Genomic DNA, 14,992 nt, shown 5'->3' with positions numbered 1-14,992 from the left:
GTGGGCGAACGCGGCGCAGTGGGCGAACGCAGCGCCGCCTGCTTTGCGACGGGCCGGCGCGGCAACCCGTTTATTGCACCGGCACGCGGATAGTGCCCGACATGTAGCGCACGGCATGGCCGGAGATTCTAATCCGTTCGTCATCGGCGGCGAGGTGGAGCGTGCCACCGCGGGCGGATGCCTGGTGGGCGGTGAGCCGGTCGCGGCGCAGGCGACCGAACCAGTACGGGCCGAGCACGCAGTGCGCGGATCCGGTCACGGGGTCCTCGTCGATGCCGATGCCGGGGGCGAAATAGCGCGTGACCACGTCGTGGCCGGCGTCCGGCCCGTTCGTGTCCCCGGTGGCGTCGGCGGTGACGATGATTCCGTGCGGCGCGATCCGGACGATCGCCGCAAAGTCGGGGGACAGGGGGCGGATGAGATCGGGGGAGTCCACGACGACGAGCAGCATGGTCCGCCCCGACCCCATGTCGATGATCGATGCGGCATCGATGCCCAGCGCCTCGGCGATCGACGTGCGCAGGCGCCCGGCCATGACCACGGGGTCGGCGGTCATGGTCCCGCCCTTCGATGCGTCGCCGGGCATCTCCACGTCGTTCTTCGCCGCCGCGGACAATGCGGGGGAGTCGGCGTCGATCGGCGCGGGCACGTCGGCGGGGAAGTCCAGGGTGAACAGGTCTCCGCCGCCGTCATGCCCGCGTGTGCGGGTCACGCTGAGCCACCCGGACATCGTCCAGAAATCGAGGCGATCGGGGGAGGCGTTCGCATCGTCGTCAAGCGAATCGTCTCCGTCGCACGCACCGAAGTCCTGGCAGCCGGCGTCGGCGGAGGCGAACAGGTGCGCCGCAGACGCCAACGTGGCGTGGCCGCACAGCTCGATCTCGACGGTCGGCGTGAACCAGCGCAGGTGGTGGGAGGGGGAGTTCGACGGCGGCGCCGGCGCATCGGCGGGGATGCGGCCGACGAGGAACGCCGTCTCCGACAGATTGTTCTCCGCGGCGATGGCCTGCAGCGTCGCGTCCGACGGCCACTCCGACAGGTGCACCACCGCGGCCGGATTGCCGCCGAAAACACGGTCGGTGAACGCGTCGATCTGCGCGATCTCCAACTCCAGGAGGCGGGGCGCGACATCGTTCCGATCCTTCATGGCACGAGGCTAGCAGCGGACGCGGATCGGAGGATTTTCGCTGCCGCGGGAACCGACGCGCCGCCGCATACGACTACTGATCATGACTTTGACTGAATCTCCAAGGGGCGGACGAAATGCAGGGGAGGGCCGCGCCGCCGGTACGTCCGGGGCGCGTTCGGACGCTCCCGCCGACGCCGGCACCGGCACCAGCAACGGCGCCGGCGTGCGACGGATGCTGCTGCGGCTGCACTTCTTCGCGGGCATCGTGTGCGCCCCGCTGATCATGATCGCCGCCGTGACGGGCCTGGCCTACGCGTTTGCGCCGACGGCGGAAACCCTCGTCTATCGCTCCGCCATGACGGCGACGGGCGAAGGGGAGACCAAGCCGGTCAGCGAGATCGTCGGCATCGCCCAGCGCGAGCACCCCGATTTGGCGCTGGCGGGCGTGCGCCTCGACGACGGCCCCGACGCCACGGTCCGCGTGCTTTTCGACGACCCCGCGCTGCCCGAGTCCACCCTGCGCGCCGTCTTCGTCGACCCCCGTTCCGGCGAGGTCACCGGCGACATGACCCAGTACGGCAGCTCCGCGGCATTGCCGCTGCGGCAGTGGATTTCGGAGGGCCACCGCACCGCCTGGCTCGGCCAGCCCGGCCGCGTCTACTCCGAACTCGCCGCGTCGTGGCTCGGTGTGCTCGCCGTCGGCGGCGTCATCCTGTGGTGGCAGCGCAACCGCGCGCGCCGCACGGCCGGGGCGACCGTCGCCTCCATGCTGCGGGTTCGCGGTGCCGCGGGCCGGGCGCGGTCGATGCGGCTGCACGGGGCGGTCGGCACGGCCGTCGTCGCGGGCATGGTGTTTCTCACTTTCACCGGCCTGACCTGGTCGTTGGTCGCCGGCGAGAACATCGGTCAGGTGCGCACGGCGCTCAACTGGGGCACGCCAAAGGTGTCCACGGAGCTCGGCGCGGCGATCATGGACCCCGCGACGGAGGTCGATCGCGTCGCCGCGACCGTCGACGGCGAGCTCGAGCGCCCGGTCACCCTCACCCCTCCGGCGGAGGCCGGGCAGGCCTGGTCGGGCGTCGAGAACAGGGCCGCCTTCCGCCTTGCCAACGATGCGGTGGCCGTCAACGGCCAGTCCGGCGAGGTCGTCGACCGATTGCTTTTCGACGACTGGCCCTTCGCCGCACAGGCCACCTCCTGGCTGATCCAGCTGCACATGGGCACGCTGTTCGGCATCGCCAACCAGATCGTGCTCGGTGCGATCGCCATCGCGATCATCGCCATGATCGTGTTCGGCTACCGCATGTGGTGGCAGCGGCGGCCCTCGGGGGACTCGGGGGCGCGGCTGGCCGCACCGCCGGTCCGGCCCCGTGGCGTCGCCCTCGACTGGCGCCTGGCCGCATTGGTCGTCGGCCTGGTCGCTTACGCCGTGCTCGCGCCGTTGTTCGGCATCACGTGCCTCGCGTTCATCCTCGGCAGCATGGCCTGGGACCGGTGGAGAAGCTGGGCGGCGAACCGGACGTCGTAAAGCACGGGCGATGGGCGACCGGCCAAGCCGGGCCGGGAAGCGGGGCTAGTTTCGCAGTAGAATCCATGTATGGACGCGAACAAGGATGCACAGGCGGATCCGCAGCTGGACATGGAGTACAGGAGCTTCGTCAAGAGCCTGCACGGCCAGTCCGTGGCGGCGATCCTCGAACTCGAACGTTGGTGGCGGCCCGACGCGTATCGCCTGGTCGCACATGGTGGATTCGAGGGGGAGGGGCGCGACTCGCAGGAGGTCGCCGCCGCGCTGGAAAAGCACTGGCGGCAGGTCGTCGAGCCGAGCGTGCAGTTCCTGGTGTTCGGCCACCCGGATCCGGACGTGCGCCTGGCCGCCGACGTGCTGGTGCAGCGGACGTGGTCGGTGATCATGATCATGACTGCGCCGCGGGGGAAGGGGCCGATGGGCGCCGATGAGATCAGCGTCGCCGTGCACCTGTTCCACGATGGCGTGGCGCGGCTGCGGCGCGCGGTCTATCACGCACCGTTCAAGACGGAGCGGCCCGAGCCGGAGTTCGAGGGCCATGTGGTGGGCAATCGCGAACCGTTGCCGGGGAGGTTCCTGGAAATCATCCGTGAGCTGCAGAAATCCGGCAGCATCACCGTCGATGAGAAGGCCGGTGGGGCGGGCCTGGCCGAGGCAGTGCGCCGGCTGTCGGCCGTGTTTTTCCTGCCGCCCGAACAGCGCGCCGCGATGCTCGCCGAAAACGAGATCGACGATCCCGCCGCCGGCACCGCCGACGCGGATGCCGAGGACGGGGAGTTCCGGTTCGGCTTCAATGCCTGACCGCTCAACGTCTGACCGTTCAGCGCCTGAGCGCTTACCGACTGACCTGGATGGCCGGAGCCTTCAGTCGGCTGCGAGGGCGGGCATCACTCGGTGAAGTACGTGTCCTTGAGCGCGGGGTAGTAGTCGGCGTCCCAGTCCATGTCCACGGCGCGCCCGTCGAGGACGGCTTCGAAACGGTCGAGGTAGTAATGCCAACCCGGGCCGATGTCCGCGGCCGACGCGGGGTCGTCGAGGGGCTGTGTGAAGCGGGGGATGGTCGACGGTTCATCCGACGCATCGACGTTGCCTTCGCACAGTCGGACTTCGAGGCGCCAACCGCCGGCGGGCGCCGGCGTTTCGACGATGAGCGACGACGGTTCGTCGCATTCGACGATGGTGACGTTCTGCGGCGGTCCGTCGCCCTCGGCCGACATGACCAGATCGATCGTCCCGGAGGCGGGATCGCCCGACCACGGTCCGATCCATCCGGCGGTGCGGGCGGGATCGGTGAGCGTGCGCCACACGTCGTCGATGGGATGGCCGAGCTCGCGGCGGAAGCTCAGGATGGTCGAGTCGTTGCAGCGGATGACTTCACCGGCGGGGGTCGATGCGTTCATGGGTGAAGTATGCCAGCGGGGAGCGGCTCATGTCCGTAATGTCATAATGTATATTATCGGACATCCGGCGAGAGGGGCCCTGCCAGCGGTGATTGCGCTGGGCCTGAACCTCCGTCATTCTCCGCGTTCGTGCGCTCCTCGGTACATTGCAGCGCGGCGGGACTAGCGGGCGCGCTGTGCGTCGCCCTCGTCGTCGGCGACGTTGGCCGCCGGTCCGTACGGGATGCCGGCGTTTTCCGCCGCGGTGCGCACGGCGATCTCCTCGCGCAGCCGCTTGGTCTGCCACACGGTCAGCGCCATCAATGCCATGCCGATGGCGACGAGGATCCACATCTGCTGCCATGCGACGAAGAGAACGAAGACGACGAGCAACGCCATGCGCACCCGGCGCGCCAGGAGCATCTTCTCGTACATGGTGTCTCTCTTTCGTCGTCGTGGATTCGTGGCTTCGTGTTGTCGCGGTGCCTTCGCGGGCCGCATATCGGGCTCCGTGGCCGTGAAGCGCCGATTCCGCCCCATCGGGCCGTTCCGGGACTATACCGGAGGTACCCCGCAAAACGTCACTGTGACGTAATGTCGGACGTTTCTGGACGTTTCGGGCAGGTGCTACTCGGCCTCGGCCTTGCGCAACACGATGCGCAGGTTCAGCTCGCCGTTCTCATCAACCGACGCGGCGACGAAGTCCGGCGTGCGCACGTTGTAGTCCAGGCGGTTGAACACGAGCGTTCCGGACATGAGCACGTGCTCGCCGTTGCGCATCACCTTCAGCGGCACGGTGACGTCGTTGGTCACGCCGCGGATGGTCAGGCGGCCCGGAACCTCGACGTCGACGGGCGAGCCATCGTCGGGAACCATCGACAGGTCGGTGTCCCCGGCGACCTCGAACGCGGCCTCCGGGTACTGGTCGGCGGTGAAGATGGTGTCGCGCACGTTGTTGTCGCGCTTCATGTCGTCGGACGTCAGCGTGGCCATGTCCACGACGATGCGGCCGGACCGCAGCGTGTCATCGGCGATTTCGAAGGTGCCGGTGACTTCGCGCGTCGACCCCGACGTCGTGCGGTTGCTGCCGGGCAGCAGCTCGTTGAACGTGTAGCCCACCGAGGTGCTCGAGCCGGCGCCGGACCGGGCGACCTCCCACGTGCCATTGCGGTCCGTGGTGGCCGGCGCGATGTTGGCGGTGTCCACGCCGCCGGTGCGCACGCCCTCGGACGTGATCACGCGGTACACGACGGGTCCGACGATGACGATCGCCAACGCGACCACCGCCACCGCGACGAGCGTCACGATCGACTTCTTCATGCCCGAGTTCATGCCCGCCATGGTATCCCCTCGACCTCCCGCGGGCCCCATCGGCCCGGTCAGCGGAAATGCTCCAATTCGCGGGCCTTTACCACCAGTTCCCGGCACATCGCCGCGATGTCCCCGGCGTCGGCGCCCTCCCCGACGGCCGTTTCGACGTCTTCGGCGGCGCAGCGGAGCTCGAAAAGCCCGTCGCGCAGCGTCGACAAGCGCTCGTCGGACATCCCGGTCCCCTGCTCCCCCGCACCCGCAGCCGCACCGCCGGCCCCCGCGCCGGCCCGCCGGTGCTCGTAGGCCCGCTGGCGGCATGCCTGGTCGCAGTACTTGCGGCGGCGGCCGCGCGGCGACAGGGCGATCTCCCTGCCGCACCATTCGCAATGGGCTGGGTCGTTGAGGCTCACGCCCGGATTATGGCACGGCCCGTGCCCAGGCGTTATAATCGAGGGTCAGCGTTTCACGTCCCCGATCATTGGAAGTAGGGTCGCCACACCATGGCAGATCGAGTTCTTCGCGGCAGCCGCATGGGCGCCGTCTCCTACGAGACCGACCGCGACCACGACCTCGCGCCCCGCCGCATGGTCCGTTACCAGACCGAAGACGGCGTCTTCGAGGTCCCGTTCGCCGACGACGCCGAGATCCCCGGCGAGTGGCTGTGCAAGAACGGCCAGGTGGGCAAGCTCATCGAGGGCGAGGGCACCGAGGCCAAGCCGGTCAAGCCGCCGCGCACCCACTGGGACATGCTCCGCGAGCGCCGCTCCATCGAGGAGCTCGACGTGCTGCTCGACGAGCGCGTCGACCTGCTTCGCAAGCGCCGCCGCAACGCCGCGCGCCTGCTCAAGCAGCAGCAGGAAGCCGAGGCCGCGGAGGCCGAGGGCAAGTAGCTTTACGACGGATTGACCCGGAAGACCATGTGGCCTTCCGGGTCGATTTTTCGTTGTGCGAGCTTTAGAGCCGAACTGTCTCGACTCGCCAGCGGACTGCAGCACGTTCATGGGACGCTCGACGCGTCAGCCGGAAACCAGCCTCGTCAGGTGTCTCACCGCGACATCGATGGCGTCCGAATCGTTGTCGACGATGTGGAACTCATCGGCTATCCACGTGGCGCCTTCAAAGTCGCGGAAACGGTGCAGCCGCCATCGGCGTGCGTCGGGTTCGTCACGGTCAGCCTCGACTCGCCGACGATGCACGTCGTGGCTGACCTCAAGCGAGACGGGCAGCAGATCGACCATCGACGTCAATCCGCTGCTGATTTCCGTCCAGTATCGCTGGTCCGCGATCGTCTGAGGAACGATGATGATGGAATTCGGAACTTCAGCCGAGATCGCGAGTATGAGCTCAACCGTGACTCGGCGCCACGCCGCCCACTCTTGAAAGTCACGCCGCGGCGCCACACCCTGCAGGGAAGCTCGCAGCGTCGAGCCCACGTCCTCGGGGTCGACGATCACCGAATTCGGAAGCGCATCCGCGATCTTCCGTGCAACCGTCGTCTTGCCGGCGCCAAACGCGCCGTTGATCCACATCACTTTAGTATTTGATGACGTCACTTGAGCCCCATGTTTCGATCGTGATGCACTTGCCGAGTAATGTACCGGGGCACTCGTCCTAGCGGACATGGGTGTTATGTCCCCTGCGGTTGCGAACGGCTTCCGAGTGACCAGGACCGCCCGGCCACTGTCCCCTTCACGGCAAACCCACCCCGAATCGCGAAAATAGCCCGTTATAACGGGTGGGTTAGTGCTTTCGAGGTGGGTTAGCGGGTGGGCGGCGCGGGGCGAGCACCGAACTCCGCGCGGGCTCGGCGCGGACCGGCACCGGACCCGGTCGGGCTAGGACCGGCCCTTGAGCGAGTGCTTGGCCAGTCGGCTGACCTCGGACGCGACGTCGCGGATCTGGCCGGCGCGATAGCCCAGGCCCCACTTGGTCACGGCCGTGAGCGAATCGGTGACGAAGCTGCCCGACAGCTTCGATTCGCCGTACACGCGCTCGGTGAAGGTGATGGGCACCTCGCGGACGTCGAAGCCTGCCTGAACGGTCTTCCAGCCGATCTCGGTCTGGAAGAGGTAGGCCTCCTTGCCGATGCCATCGAGGTCCAGCGTCTCCAGCACCTCACGGCGGAACGCCCGGTACCCGGCGGTGATGTCGCGCACCCCCGCACCCAGCAGGGCGGAAATGTACAGGTTGCCGCCGCGCGACAGGATCTTGCGCGACGCCGGCCAGTTCACCGTCGAACCGCCCGGCACGTAGCGCGAACCGATGACCAGGTCCGCGCCGTCGTCGACGGCGTCGAGAAGCAAATGCAGCTGCTCGGGGGCGTGCGAACCATCGGCGTCCATCTCGCACAGGACCGCGTAGTCGCGTTCGAGGCCCCACGCGAAACCGGCGCGGTAGGCGCCCCACAGGCCGCCCTTGCCCTCGCGGTGCAGGACGTGGATCTGCTCGGGGGCCTCGGCGGCCAGCTCGTCGGCGACGTCGCCGGTGCCGTCCGGGGAGGAATCGTCGACGACGAGGATGTGCACGTCCGGCTGCGCCTCGCGCAGCCGCCCGACGACGAGGGGCAGGTTCTCGCGCTCGTTGAACGTCGGGATGATGACGAGGGTGCTGTCACTCGGCTTGGCCACTATCGCTCCTTATGGGAATCCTGCTGGTGCTCGGCCTCCCGCGCCGCTGCGGCCGCGCCCATGGCACGGCGCACGGCTGCGATCAGCGCGAACGCGGCGAGGGCGACGATGGCCCACTCCACCGCTCCACCATACCGGGCGGCCGGGGTGAGATGATCGCGCAGAGGCAGGTCGGCGGTGAGCACGCGCTGCTCGAAGATCTCCGTCTCCTGGTGCACGCCGCCGTCCGGGCCGACGATGGCGCTGACGCCACTGGTCGCGGCGACGACGACGGCCCGGTCGAACTCGATGGCGCGCATCCGGCTCATGGCCAGCTGCTGGTAGGTCATGTCGGTGTAGCCGAAGGTGGCGTTGTTCGTCGGCGTGGCTAGAATCGTTGCGCCGTTGTTCACCGCGTCGCGGAACGCCGGGTCGAAGACGACTTCGTAGCAAGTGGCGATGCCCATGGCGATGCCCGAGGCGATCCCCGCCGGCCCTGCTCCCCCGACCTCGATGACGCCGTCGCCGGTGCCGGCGGTCATGTCGCCGGCGCGGTCGACCAGCGGCGTGATGTGCCGCAGCAGATCGCGGAACGGCATGGTCTCGCCGAAGGGCTGCAGGTAGATCTTCTCGTGGCGCTGCCCGTCGACGGGCCCGGTCTCCGGGTCCCACAGGACCATGGTGTTTTGCACGCCGTCGTCGTAGGTGAACGTGCCCACGATGATCGGGGCGCCGATGTCGCGCGCGGCGGCGTCGATGATCCGGGCGGCCTCGGGATCGGTGAACGGGCTGACGTCGGACGAGTTTTCCGGCCACACGACCACGTCGGGCCGCGGCTCGTCGCCCTCGCGCACACGGTCGGCGAGCTCGCGCGTGGCGTCGGCGTGGTTTTCCAGCACCGCCCGCCGCTGGGCGTTGAACTCCATGCCCATGCGCGGCACGTTGCCCTGCACGGCGGCAATGCGCACGGTGTCCCGGTCCTCCCCCGTCGACGGCTGCGCCACCAGGCCGATGACCACGGGCACGAGGATCAGCGTCACGCCGGTGGCCCATTGCTTGACGACGAACGACGCGATCCCCGCAGAGGCCACCACCGCCAGGAATCCGACGAGGGCCACTCCACCGAGGACGGCGGCGTCGTCAAGCGGGCCACCCAGCTGGCCCCAGCCGACGCGCAACCACGGGAAGCCGCCGAACGGCCAGCGCGCGAGCAGCGCCTCGCCGGCCAGGAGGGCTGCGGCGGCGCCGATGGCCCGGATGGGCCAGGCCGCCGCAGAGCCGAGGATGAAGCGGGCCAGCGCGACGCCGGGGATCTGCATGAGGCCGAGCGTCACCGACAGCGCCCCATACGGCATGGCGCCGACGAATTCGGAGATCCACGGCAGCGCGATCAGAGCGGTCGTCGCGCCGGAGATGACGGACATGGCGACCGTCACGCGCCAGGAGGGGCGGCCGAGGAGGGCGACCAGGAGCATGGACACGCCGAGCCAGGCGAGCCACCACAGGCCCAGCGGCTGAAACGACCAGGCGACGAACGCGGCGCCGAGGGCCGCGGCGGCGAGTCGGAGGGCGATCAGGCCGCGGCCGGAAATGCGGGTCATCCCCTGCGCTCCGGGCCGTTGCCGTTGTTGTCGGGGCCGTTGTTGGTGCCGGTGCCGCCGTCGTTGCCGTCATCGAGGCCGGACAGATCGTCGGGGACGTCGAAGGTGATGTGCTCGCCGGTGCCCGGGTCGAGGGGGCGGGGCGAGGAGGCATCGTCCGCTGTAAAGCGGGAACCGGAGGGACCGGGCCAATTGGAAGGGTCCTGCGGCGAGGTCGGATTGTCGTGATCGATGACCTGCGAACCATCGTCGTACTTCACCCCGTACTGCTGGACCACGAACATGCTCTTCGAGCCCGTGCGCTGGAACCACGAGCGCAGCGACGCCCCGCCGGCGGTGCGGATGAGCCACTTCGTCGGCGGGAGGATCAGCAGCAGGCCGACGATCGTGGTGACGAAACCCGGGATGGCCAGCAGCAGGCAACCGACCATGAGCATCGCCGAATCCACCATCAGCGTGCCGGCCGAGGCCAGGGCCTTGCGGGCCTCCTTCTCGGCGTCGGCGGGATCGGAGATGTGCTCGTGGCCGGTGGCCTCGGAGCCCATGGCACCGAAACCCATCGGACCCATCGCGCCCGCGCCGCCCATCGACTGCTGCGCCGAGATCGCGTCGTCCATGGCGCGCTGCGTCAGGCGGCGCATCTCCCACGCCGCGGCGACCACGCCGACCAGGAACAACCCGCCGAGCGCGAGCAGCGCCCAGCCGACCCCGATCCACGCGGCGACCGCGACGAACGCGGCGATTTCGACGATGAGATACAGCAGAAAGAGGGCCCGTGACATGCGGGCCAGCCTACCGGCGCACGCCCCCGCCCGGCGCATCGTTCGCCGGGTGTTCGCGTTCGGCGTAAACTCGGCGCGACCAGGACGGATGTGTCCTGGATCACCATGCGCCGCGCAGGTTCGCCCTGGGTCGGTCCCGGGGTCGTCCACGGCCGGCGCCACGCGAAAGGAACCACCATGGTCGCCGCATTCACCCCCTACATCCACTTCCACGGCAATGCCGCCGAGGCCATGAACGCCTACGGCACGATCTTCGGGGCCTCCCCCGACATCATGACGTTCGGCCAGAGCGGGCACCCCGACGAGGCCATCGCCGATCAGGTCATGCACTCGTCCCTGTTCGTCGGCCCGGGCCTGCACCTGATGGCCTCGGACACCCCCGACGAGATGGGCGACGGTTTCAAGGGCAACGGCAACATCGACATCGCGGTGTCCTCCGATGGCACCGACGCTGCCGACGATCCGAAGCTCTCGGGCTGGTGGGACGCCCTCGCCGACGGCGCGACCATTCTCCAGCCGCTGGAGGAAGCGCCGTGGGGCGGCAAGTTCGGCATGCTCATCGACCGCTTCGGCGTCCGCTGGATGTTCAACATCACCGCCATGCGCGGATAGACGGCGGCTGGTCGGCCTCACGCCGAGGGGCGGACGGCCGGAACTGACGGCGTCGGCGGCGTTCGGCCCCCTCCAACCGTGCCCCAATTTGCCGGGCGAACCCGGAAAACCCTGACCGAGGGGAGACACGATTGGAGGAGACGGAGCGCCGCCGACGCGCGGGCAGCTGATGCCGGCGGCTACCTGTCTTCGAGGTCGCCTTCCGTTTCCAGGAACGTCCGGCGCAGCAGCTCCAGCCGCTCGTCGTTGGGGCTCTCCCACATTTCGCGGTCGGCGGCCTCGAGCAGCCGCTCCGAAATGTCGTGCAGCGCCCACGGGTTGGATTTGTCGAAGAACTCCCGGTTTTCCGGGTTGGCCACGTACTCGTCGGTGAGCGTCTCGTACATCCAGTCGTCCATGACGCCGGTGGTGGCGTCGTAGCCGAACAGGTAATCCACCGTCGCGGCCATTTCGAAGGCGCCTTTGTAGCCGTGGGCGCGCATCGCCGACATCCAGCGGGGGTTGACCACGCGGGCGCGGAAGACGCGGCGGGTCTCCTCGTGCAGCGTGCGGGTGCGCACCGCATCCGGCCTGGTCGAATCGCCGATGTAGGCCTCCGGATCCTTGCCGGTCAGCGCGCGCACCGTGGCGACCATGCCGCCGTGGAACTGGAAGTAGTCGTCCGAATCGGCGATGTCGTGCTCGCGGGTGTCGGCGTTCTTCGCGGCGACCTGGATGCGGCGGTACGCGGTGCGCATCTCGTCGGCGGCCGGCGCACCATCGACGCCGCGGCCGTACGCGTAGCCGCCCCAGGTGGTGTACACGGCGGCGAGGTCCTCGTCGTCGCGCCACGATCCCGAGTCGATGAGCTGCAGCAGCCCCGCGCCATACGTGCCCGGCTTCGAGCCGAAGATCCGCCGCGGCCGCAGCTCGGCCGTGTCGGCAGCGTCGGCTGCTTCGTCGGCAGCGCCGCCTTCCGCCTCCTGCGCGGCATCGGCCAGCGCGTGCGCCCGGACGTAGTTCACGTCCTCCGGCTCGTCGAGGCCGGCGGCGAGGGCGATGGCGTCGTCAAGCAAGTCGATGACGTGCGGGAATGCATCGCGGAAGAATCCCGAGATGCGCACGGTGACGTCGATGCGCGGGCGTCCCAGCTCGGCGGCGGGGATGACCTCGAGGCCGGTGATGCGCCGCGACGCCTCGTCCCACACGGGCCGCACGCCGATGAGCGCGAGCACCTCGGCGATGTCGTCGCCCGACGTGCGCATCGCCGACGTGCCCCACACCGACAGTCCGACGGACTTGGGGAACTCGCCGCCGTGGTCGGCGCGGAACCGCTCGATGACGCCATCGGCCAGCCGCTCGCCGGTCTCCCACGCCAGCCGCGACGGGATCGCCTTCGGGTCGACCGAGTAGAAATTGCGCCCGGTCGGCAGCACGTTGACCAGGCCGCGCAGCGGCGAACCGGACGGGCCCGCCGGAATGAAGCCGCCGCCCAGGGCATGCAGGATCCGCGGGATCTCGCCGCTGGTCTGCGCCAGGCGCGGCAGGATCTCGTCGCGGGTGAACTCCAGAAGCTTGACGACGGTCCCCGCCGCCGAGGAATCCAGCCCATTGGCGCCGATGACGTCGTCGGCAAGGTGGCCGAGGTCGACGGACGGGTCCTCGATGAGGGCGGTGACCAGGGATGCGGCAATGCCGTCGATGCGGTCGACGTCGGCGCGGTCGTCGGAGCCGTCCTCGGCCAGGCCCAGCGACTCGCGCAGGCCCGGCAGCGTGAACTCGCCGCCCCACAGCTGGCGGGCGCGCAGCATCGTGGCCACCGTGCCGGAGAGGTCCTCCCCCGACGGCGCGCGGCCGAGGATGTGCAGGCCACCGCGGATGGCGGCGTCCTTGATCTCGCACAGCCAGCCGTCGACGTGCATGAGCATGTCGTCGAAGACGTCCTCGTCGGGCCGCTCCTCCCAGCCGAGGTCGCGGTCCATTTGCGCCGCCGAGATCAGCGTCCAGATCTCCTGGCGGATGGCCGGCAGCTTCGCCGGGTCCATGGCGGAGATGTTCTGGTGCTCGTCGAGCAGCTGCTCCAGGCGCGTGATGTCGCCGTAGGACTCGGCGCGGGCCATCGGCGGGATCATGTGGTCGACCAGCGTGGCATGGGCGCGGCGCTTGGCCTGGGTGCCCTCGCCGGGGTCGTTGACCAGGAAGGGGTAGATCAGCGGCAGTTCGCCGATGGCCTGGTCGGGGCCGCATTCGGCGGACAGGCCGACGGTCTTGCCGGGCAGCCACTCCATGTTGCCGTGCTTGCCCATGTGGACCACGGCGTCGGCGCCGAAGCCACCGGCCTCGGCGGCGCGGGACAGCCAGTGGTAGCAGGCCAGGTAGTGGTGGGTCGGCGGCAGATCGGGGTCGTGGTAGATGCCCACCGGGTTGTCGCCGAAACCGCGGGGCGGCTGCACCATGACCACGACCTTGCCGAAGCGCAGGCCCGCGATGTAGATCTCCCGCGACGTCGGGTGGACGTACAGCGAGCCGGGCGCCTCGCCCCAGTGGTCGACCATGGACTCGCGCAGCTCGAGGGGCAGTGTCTCGAAATGCTCCAGGTACGTGGCGGCGGGCAGGCGCAGCTCGTTGGCCTCCATGACCTCCTCGGTCAGCCAATCCGGGTCCTGGCCGCCGGCGTCGATGATGGCGTGCATGAACTCGTCGGCCGCCGCGGTGCGGGCCTCCGCGTCACCGTCGCGCTCGGCGGCGGCGTAGCCCCGGAATCCCGGGATCGCGGCAACATCGCCGAGGTCGTAGCCGGCCTCGTGCAGCGCGTGGAGGACCTTCAGCGTCGAGGCTGGGGTGTCCAGGCCGACGGCGTTGCCGATCCGCGCGTGCTTGGTGGGGTACGCCGACAGCATGACCGCGACCTTCTTGTCGCCGTTGGCCAGGTGGCGCAGCCGCGCGTGGCGCACGGCGATGCCGGCCAGGCGGGCGCAGCGCTCGTAGTCGGGCACGTAGGCGATGAGGTCGTCGGCGTCGATCTCCTTGAAGGAAAACGGCACCGAGATCAGGCGGCCGTCGAATTCCGGCACGGCGACCTGGGTGGCCACGTCGAGCGGGGTGAGCCCCTCGTCGTTGTTCTCCCATGCCTCGCGCGGCGAGGTCAGCGCCAGCCCCTGGATGATGGGGATGTCCAGCTCCGCCAGCGCGGCGACGTCCCACGTGCCGTCGTCGCCGCCGGCCTGCGCCAGCGCCGGTCGGTTGCCGCCGGCGGCGAGCACGGTGGTGATCAGCGCGTCGCAGGAGCCCAGCTCCGCGAGCAGGTCGTCGCCGGCGGTGCGCAGCGACGCCGCGTAGATCGGCTTTGCGACGGCCCCCCGACCCTCGATTTCACCGCACAGCGCCGAGACGTAGGCGGTGTTGCCCGCCAGATGCTGGGCGCGGTAGTAGATCACGCCGATGACCGGCTTGGTGGCATCGGTGGTCCCGTCATCGGCAGTGAATTCGGGATTGGCCGCGCCGCGCTGGTCGTCAGCGTCGGTGGCGGGGCCCCAATCCCGCTCGAGGTGGCCCCACGCCGGCAGCCGCTCCGGCTCGGCGAAGCCCAGGCCCGTGAACAGCAGCGTGTCCGACAGGAAGTTGTGCAGCTGCCCCAGGTTTCCCGCGCCGCCCTCGGCCAAATAAGCGTGCGCGGTGGTGGCGACGTTGGCCGGCACCGTCGAGTACTCGGTCAGCTCCGCGTCGGGGGCCTGCTCGCCGGAGACCAGCACCGTCGGAATGCCCGACGCGATGACCCGGTCGATGCCCTCTTCCCACGCCCTGCGCCCGCCGAGGAGGCGGATGACCGCGATATCGGTGCCGTCGAGGAGTGCCGGCAGGTCGTCGTCAAGCAACCGGGCGGGATTGGCCCACCGGAACTCGACCCCCTCCCCCTTCGCCGCGGCGGCCCGGGCGGACAGAAGATCGGTGTCGGACGTGGAGAGCAGCAGAATCATCGCGGCTGCGCCTTTCCCGGGGATCATCGCGCCCCGTGGCCAAGCTTTCCCGAACGTGGGGGTCTGACTTTCACAGTGGCGCGACCGC

Annotated in this window: 14 protein-coding genes; 4 read left to right on the top strand and 10 right to left on the bottom strand. The window is 69.4% G+C overall.

The window, feature by feature from the left end; genetic code table 11:
- Nucleotides 1–70: 70 nt before the first annotated feature.
- Nucleotides 71–1,147, bottom strand: a complete 1,077-nt coding sequence (locus tag ACFWGD_RS08920; RefSeq protein ID WP_377778303.1) for a PhzF family phenazine biosynthesis protein — start codon at nt 1,145–1,147, stop codon at nt 71–73.
- 82 nt (nt 1,148–1,229) lie between these two features.
- Here ACFWGD_RS08920 and ACFWGD_RS08915 point away from each other — a divergent pair, with 82 nt between their 5' ends.
- Complete coding sequence (locus ACFWGD_RS08915) at nt 1,230–2,657, top strand: PepSY-associated TM helix domain-containing protein (protein WP_377778302.1); 1,428 nt, start codon at nt 1,230–1,232, stop codon at nt 2,655–2,657.
- Between the two features lie 69 nt (nt 2,658–2,726).
- A complete protein-coding gene (locus ACFWGD_RS08910) occupies nt 2,727–3,458 on the top strand; it encodes a hypothetical protein (protein WP_377778301.1) in 732 nt (243 codons plus the stop codon).
- 86 nt (nt 3,459–3,544) lie between these two features.
- Here ACFWGD_RS08910 and ACFWGD_RS08905 read toward each other — a convergent pair whose 3' ends face one another.
- The 4 genes from ACFWGD_RS08905 to ACFWGD_RS08890 form a co-directional block, all read right to left on the bottom strand.
- On the bottom strand, nt 3,545–4,057 hold the full coding sequence (locus tag ACFWGD_RS08905) for an SRPBCC domain-containing protein (RefSeq protein ID WP_377778300.1): 513 nt from the start codon (nt 4,055–4,057) through the stop codon (nt 3,545–3,547).
- 162 nt (nt 4,058–4,219) lie between these two features.
- Nucleotides 4,220–4,471, bottom strand: a complete 252-nt coding sequence (locus ACFWGD_RS08900; protein ID WP_377778299.1) for a hypothetical protein — start codon at nt 4,469–4,471, stop codon at nt 4,220–4,222.
- A gap of 192 nt (nt 4,472–4,663) precedes the next feature.
- Nucleotides 4,664–5,368 carry a YceI family protein gene (locus tag ACFWGD_RS08895; protein ID WP_377778298.1) on the bottom strand — a complete coding sequence of 235 codons (705 nt, stop codon included), beginning with the start codon at nt 5,366–5,368 and terminating at the stop codon, nt 4,664–4,666.
- 47 nt (nt 5,369–5,415) lie between these two features.
- Nucleotides 5,416–5,757 carry a hypothetical protein gene (locus ACFWGD_RS08890; protein WP_377778297.1) on the bottom strand — a complete coding sequence of 114 codons (342 nt, stop codon included), beginning with the start codon at nt 5,755–5,757 and terminating at the stop codon, nt 5,416–5,418.
- A 90-nt stretch (nt 5,758–5,847) separates the two neighbouring features.
- Here ACFWGD_RS08890 and ACFWGD_RS08885 point away from each other — a divergent pair, with 90 nt between their 5' ends.
- Complete coding sequence (locus tag ACFWGD_RS08885; RefSeq protein WP_377778296.1) at nt 5,848–6,237, top strand: RNA polymerase-binding protein RbpA; 390 nt, start codon at nt 5,848–5,850, stop codon at nt 6,235–6,237.
- A gap of 126 nt (nt 6,238–6,363) precedes the next feature.
- Here the strand turns inward: ACFWGD_RS08885 and ACFWGD_RS08880 are convergent, their stop codons facing one another.
- The 4 genes from ACFWGD_RS08880 to ACFWGD_RS08865 all read right to left on the bottom strand — a co-directional run bounded on the left by ACFWGD_RS08880 (nt 6,364) and on the right by ACFWGD_RS08865 (nt 10,336).
- Nucleotides 6,364–6,876 (bottom strand): AAA family ATPase, encoded by a 513-nt coding sequence (locus tag ACFWGD_RS08880; protein WP_377778364.1) that lies wholly within the window; start codon nt 6,874–6,876, stop codon nt 6,364–6,366.
- Between the two features lie 306 nt (nt 6,877–7,182).
- Nucleotides 7,183–7,974 carry a polyprenol monophosphomannose synthase gene (locus ACFWGD_RS08875; protein ID WP_377778295.1) on the bottom strand — a complete coding sequence of 264 codons (792 nt, stop codon included), beginning with the start codon at nt 7,972–7,974 and terminating at the stop codon, nt 7,183–7,185.
- Nucleotides 7,974–9,554, bottom strand: a complete 1,581-nt coding sequence (gene lnt, locus ACFWGD_RS08870; RefSeq protein WP_377778294.1) for an apolipoprotein N-acyltransferase — start codon at nt 9,552–9,554, stop codon at nt 7,974–7,976. The genes ACFWGD_RS08875 and lnt overlap by 1 nt, the downstream gene beginning before the upstream one ends.
- Nucleotides 9,551–10,336, bottom strand: coding sequence for an FxsA family protein (locus ACFWGD_RS08865; protein ID WP_377778293.1), 786 nt, complete (start codon nt 10,334–10,336; stop codon nt 9,551–9,553). The genes lnt and ACFWGD_RS08865 overlap by 4 nt, the downstream gene beginning before the upstream one ends.
- 177 nt (nt 10,337–10,513) lie before the next feature.
- Between ACFWGD_RS08865 and ACFWGD_RS08860 the strand changes: the two genes are divergently transcribed.
- Nucleotides 10,514–10,948, top strand: a complete 435-nt coding sequence (locus ACFWGD_RS08860) for a VOC family protein (protein ID WP_377778292.1) — start codon at nt 10,514–10,516, stop codon at nt 10,946–10,948.
- Between the two features lie 179 nt (nt 10,949–11,127).
- Here ACFWGD_RS08860 and cobN read toward each other — a convergent pair whose 3' ends face one another.
- Nucleotides 11,128–14,904 carry a cobaltochelatase subunit CobN gene (gene cobN, locus ACFWGD_RS08855; protein WP_377778291.1) on the bottom strand — a complete coding sequence of 1,259 codons (3,777 nt, stop codon included), beginning with the start codon at nt 14,902–14,904 and terminating at the stop codon, nt 11,128–11,130.
- Nucleotides 14,905–14,992: the final 88 nt, after the last annotated feature.

The sequence above is a fragment of the Corynebacterium sp. NPDC060344 genome, assembly GCF_042725215.1.
GTDB lineage: Bacteria > Actinomycetota > Actinomycetes > Mycobacteriales > Mycobacteriaceae > Corynebacterium.
This window is presented reverse-complemented; position numbering and strand designations above follow the sequence as displayed.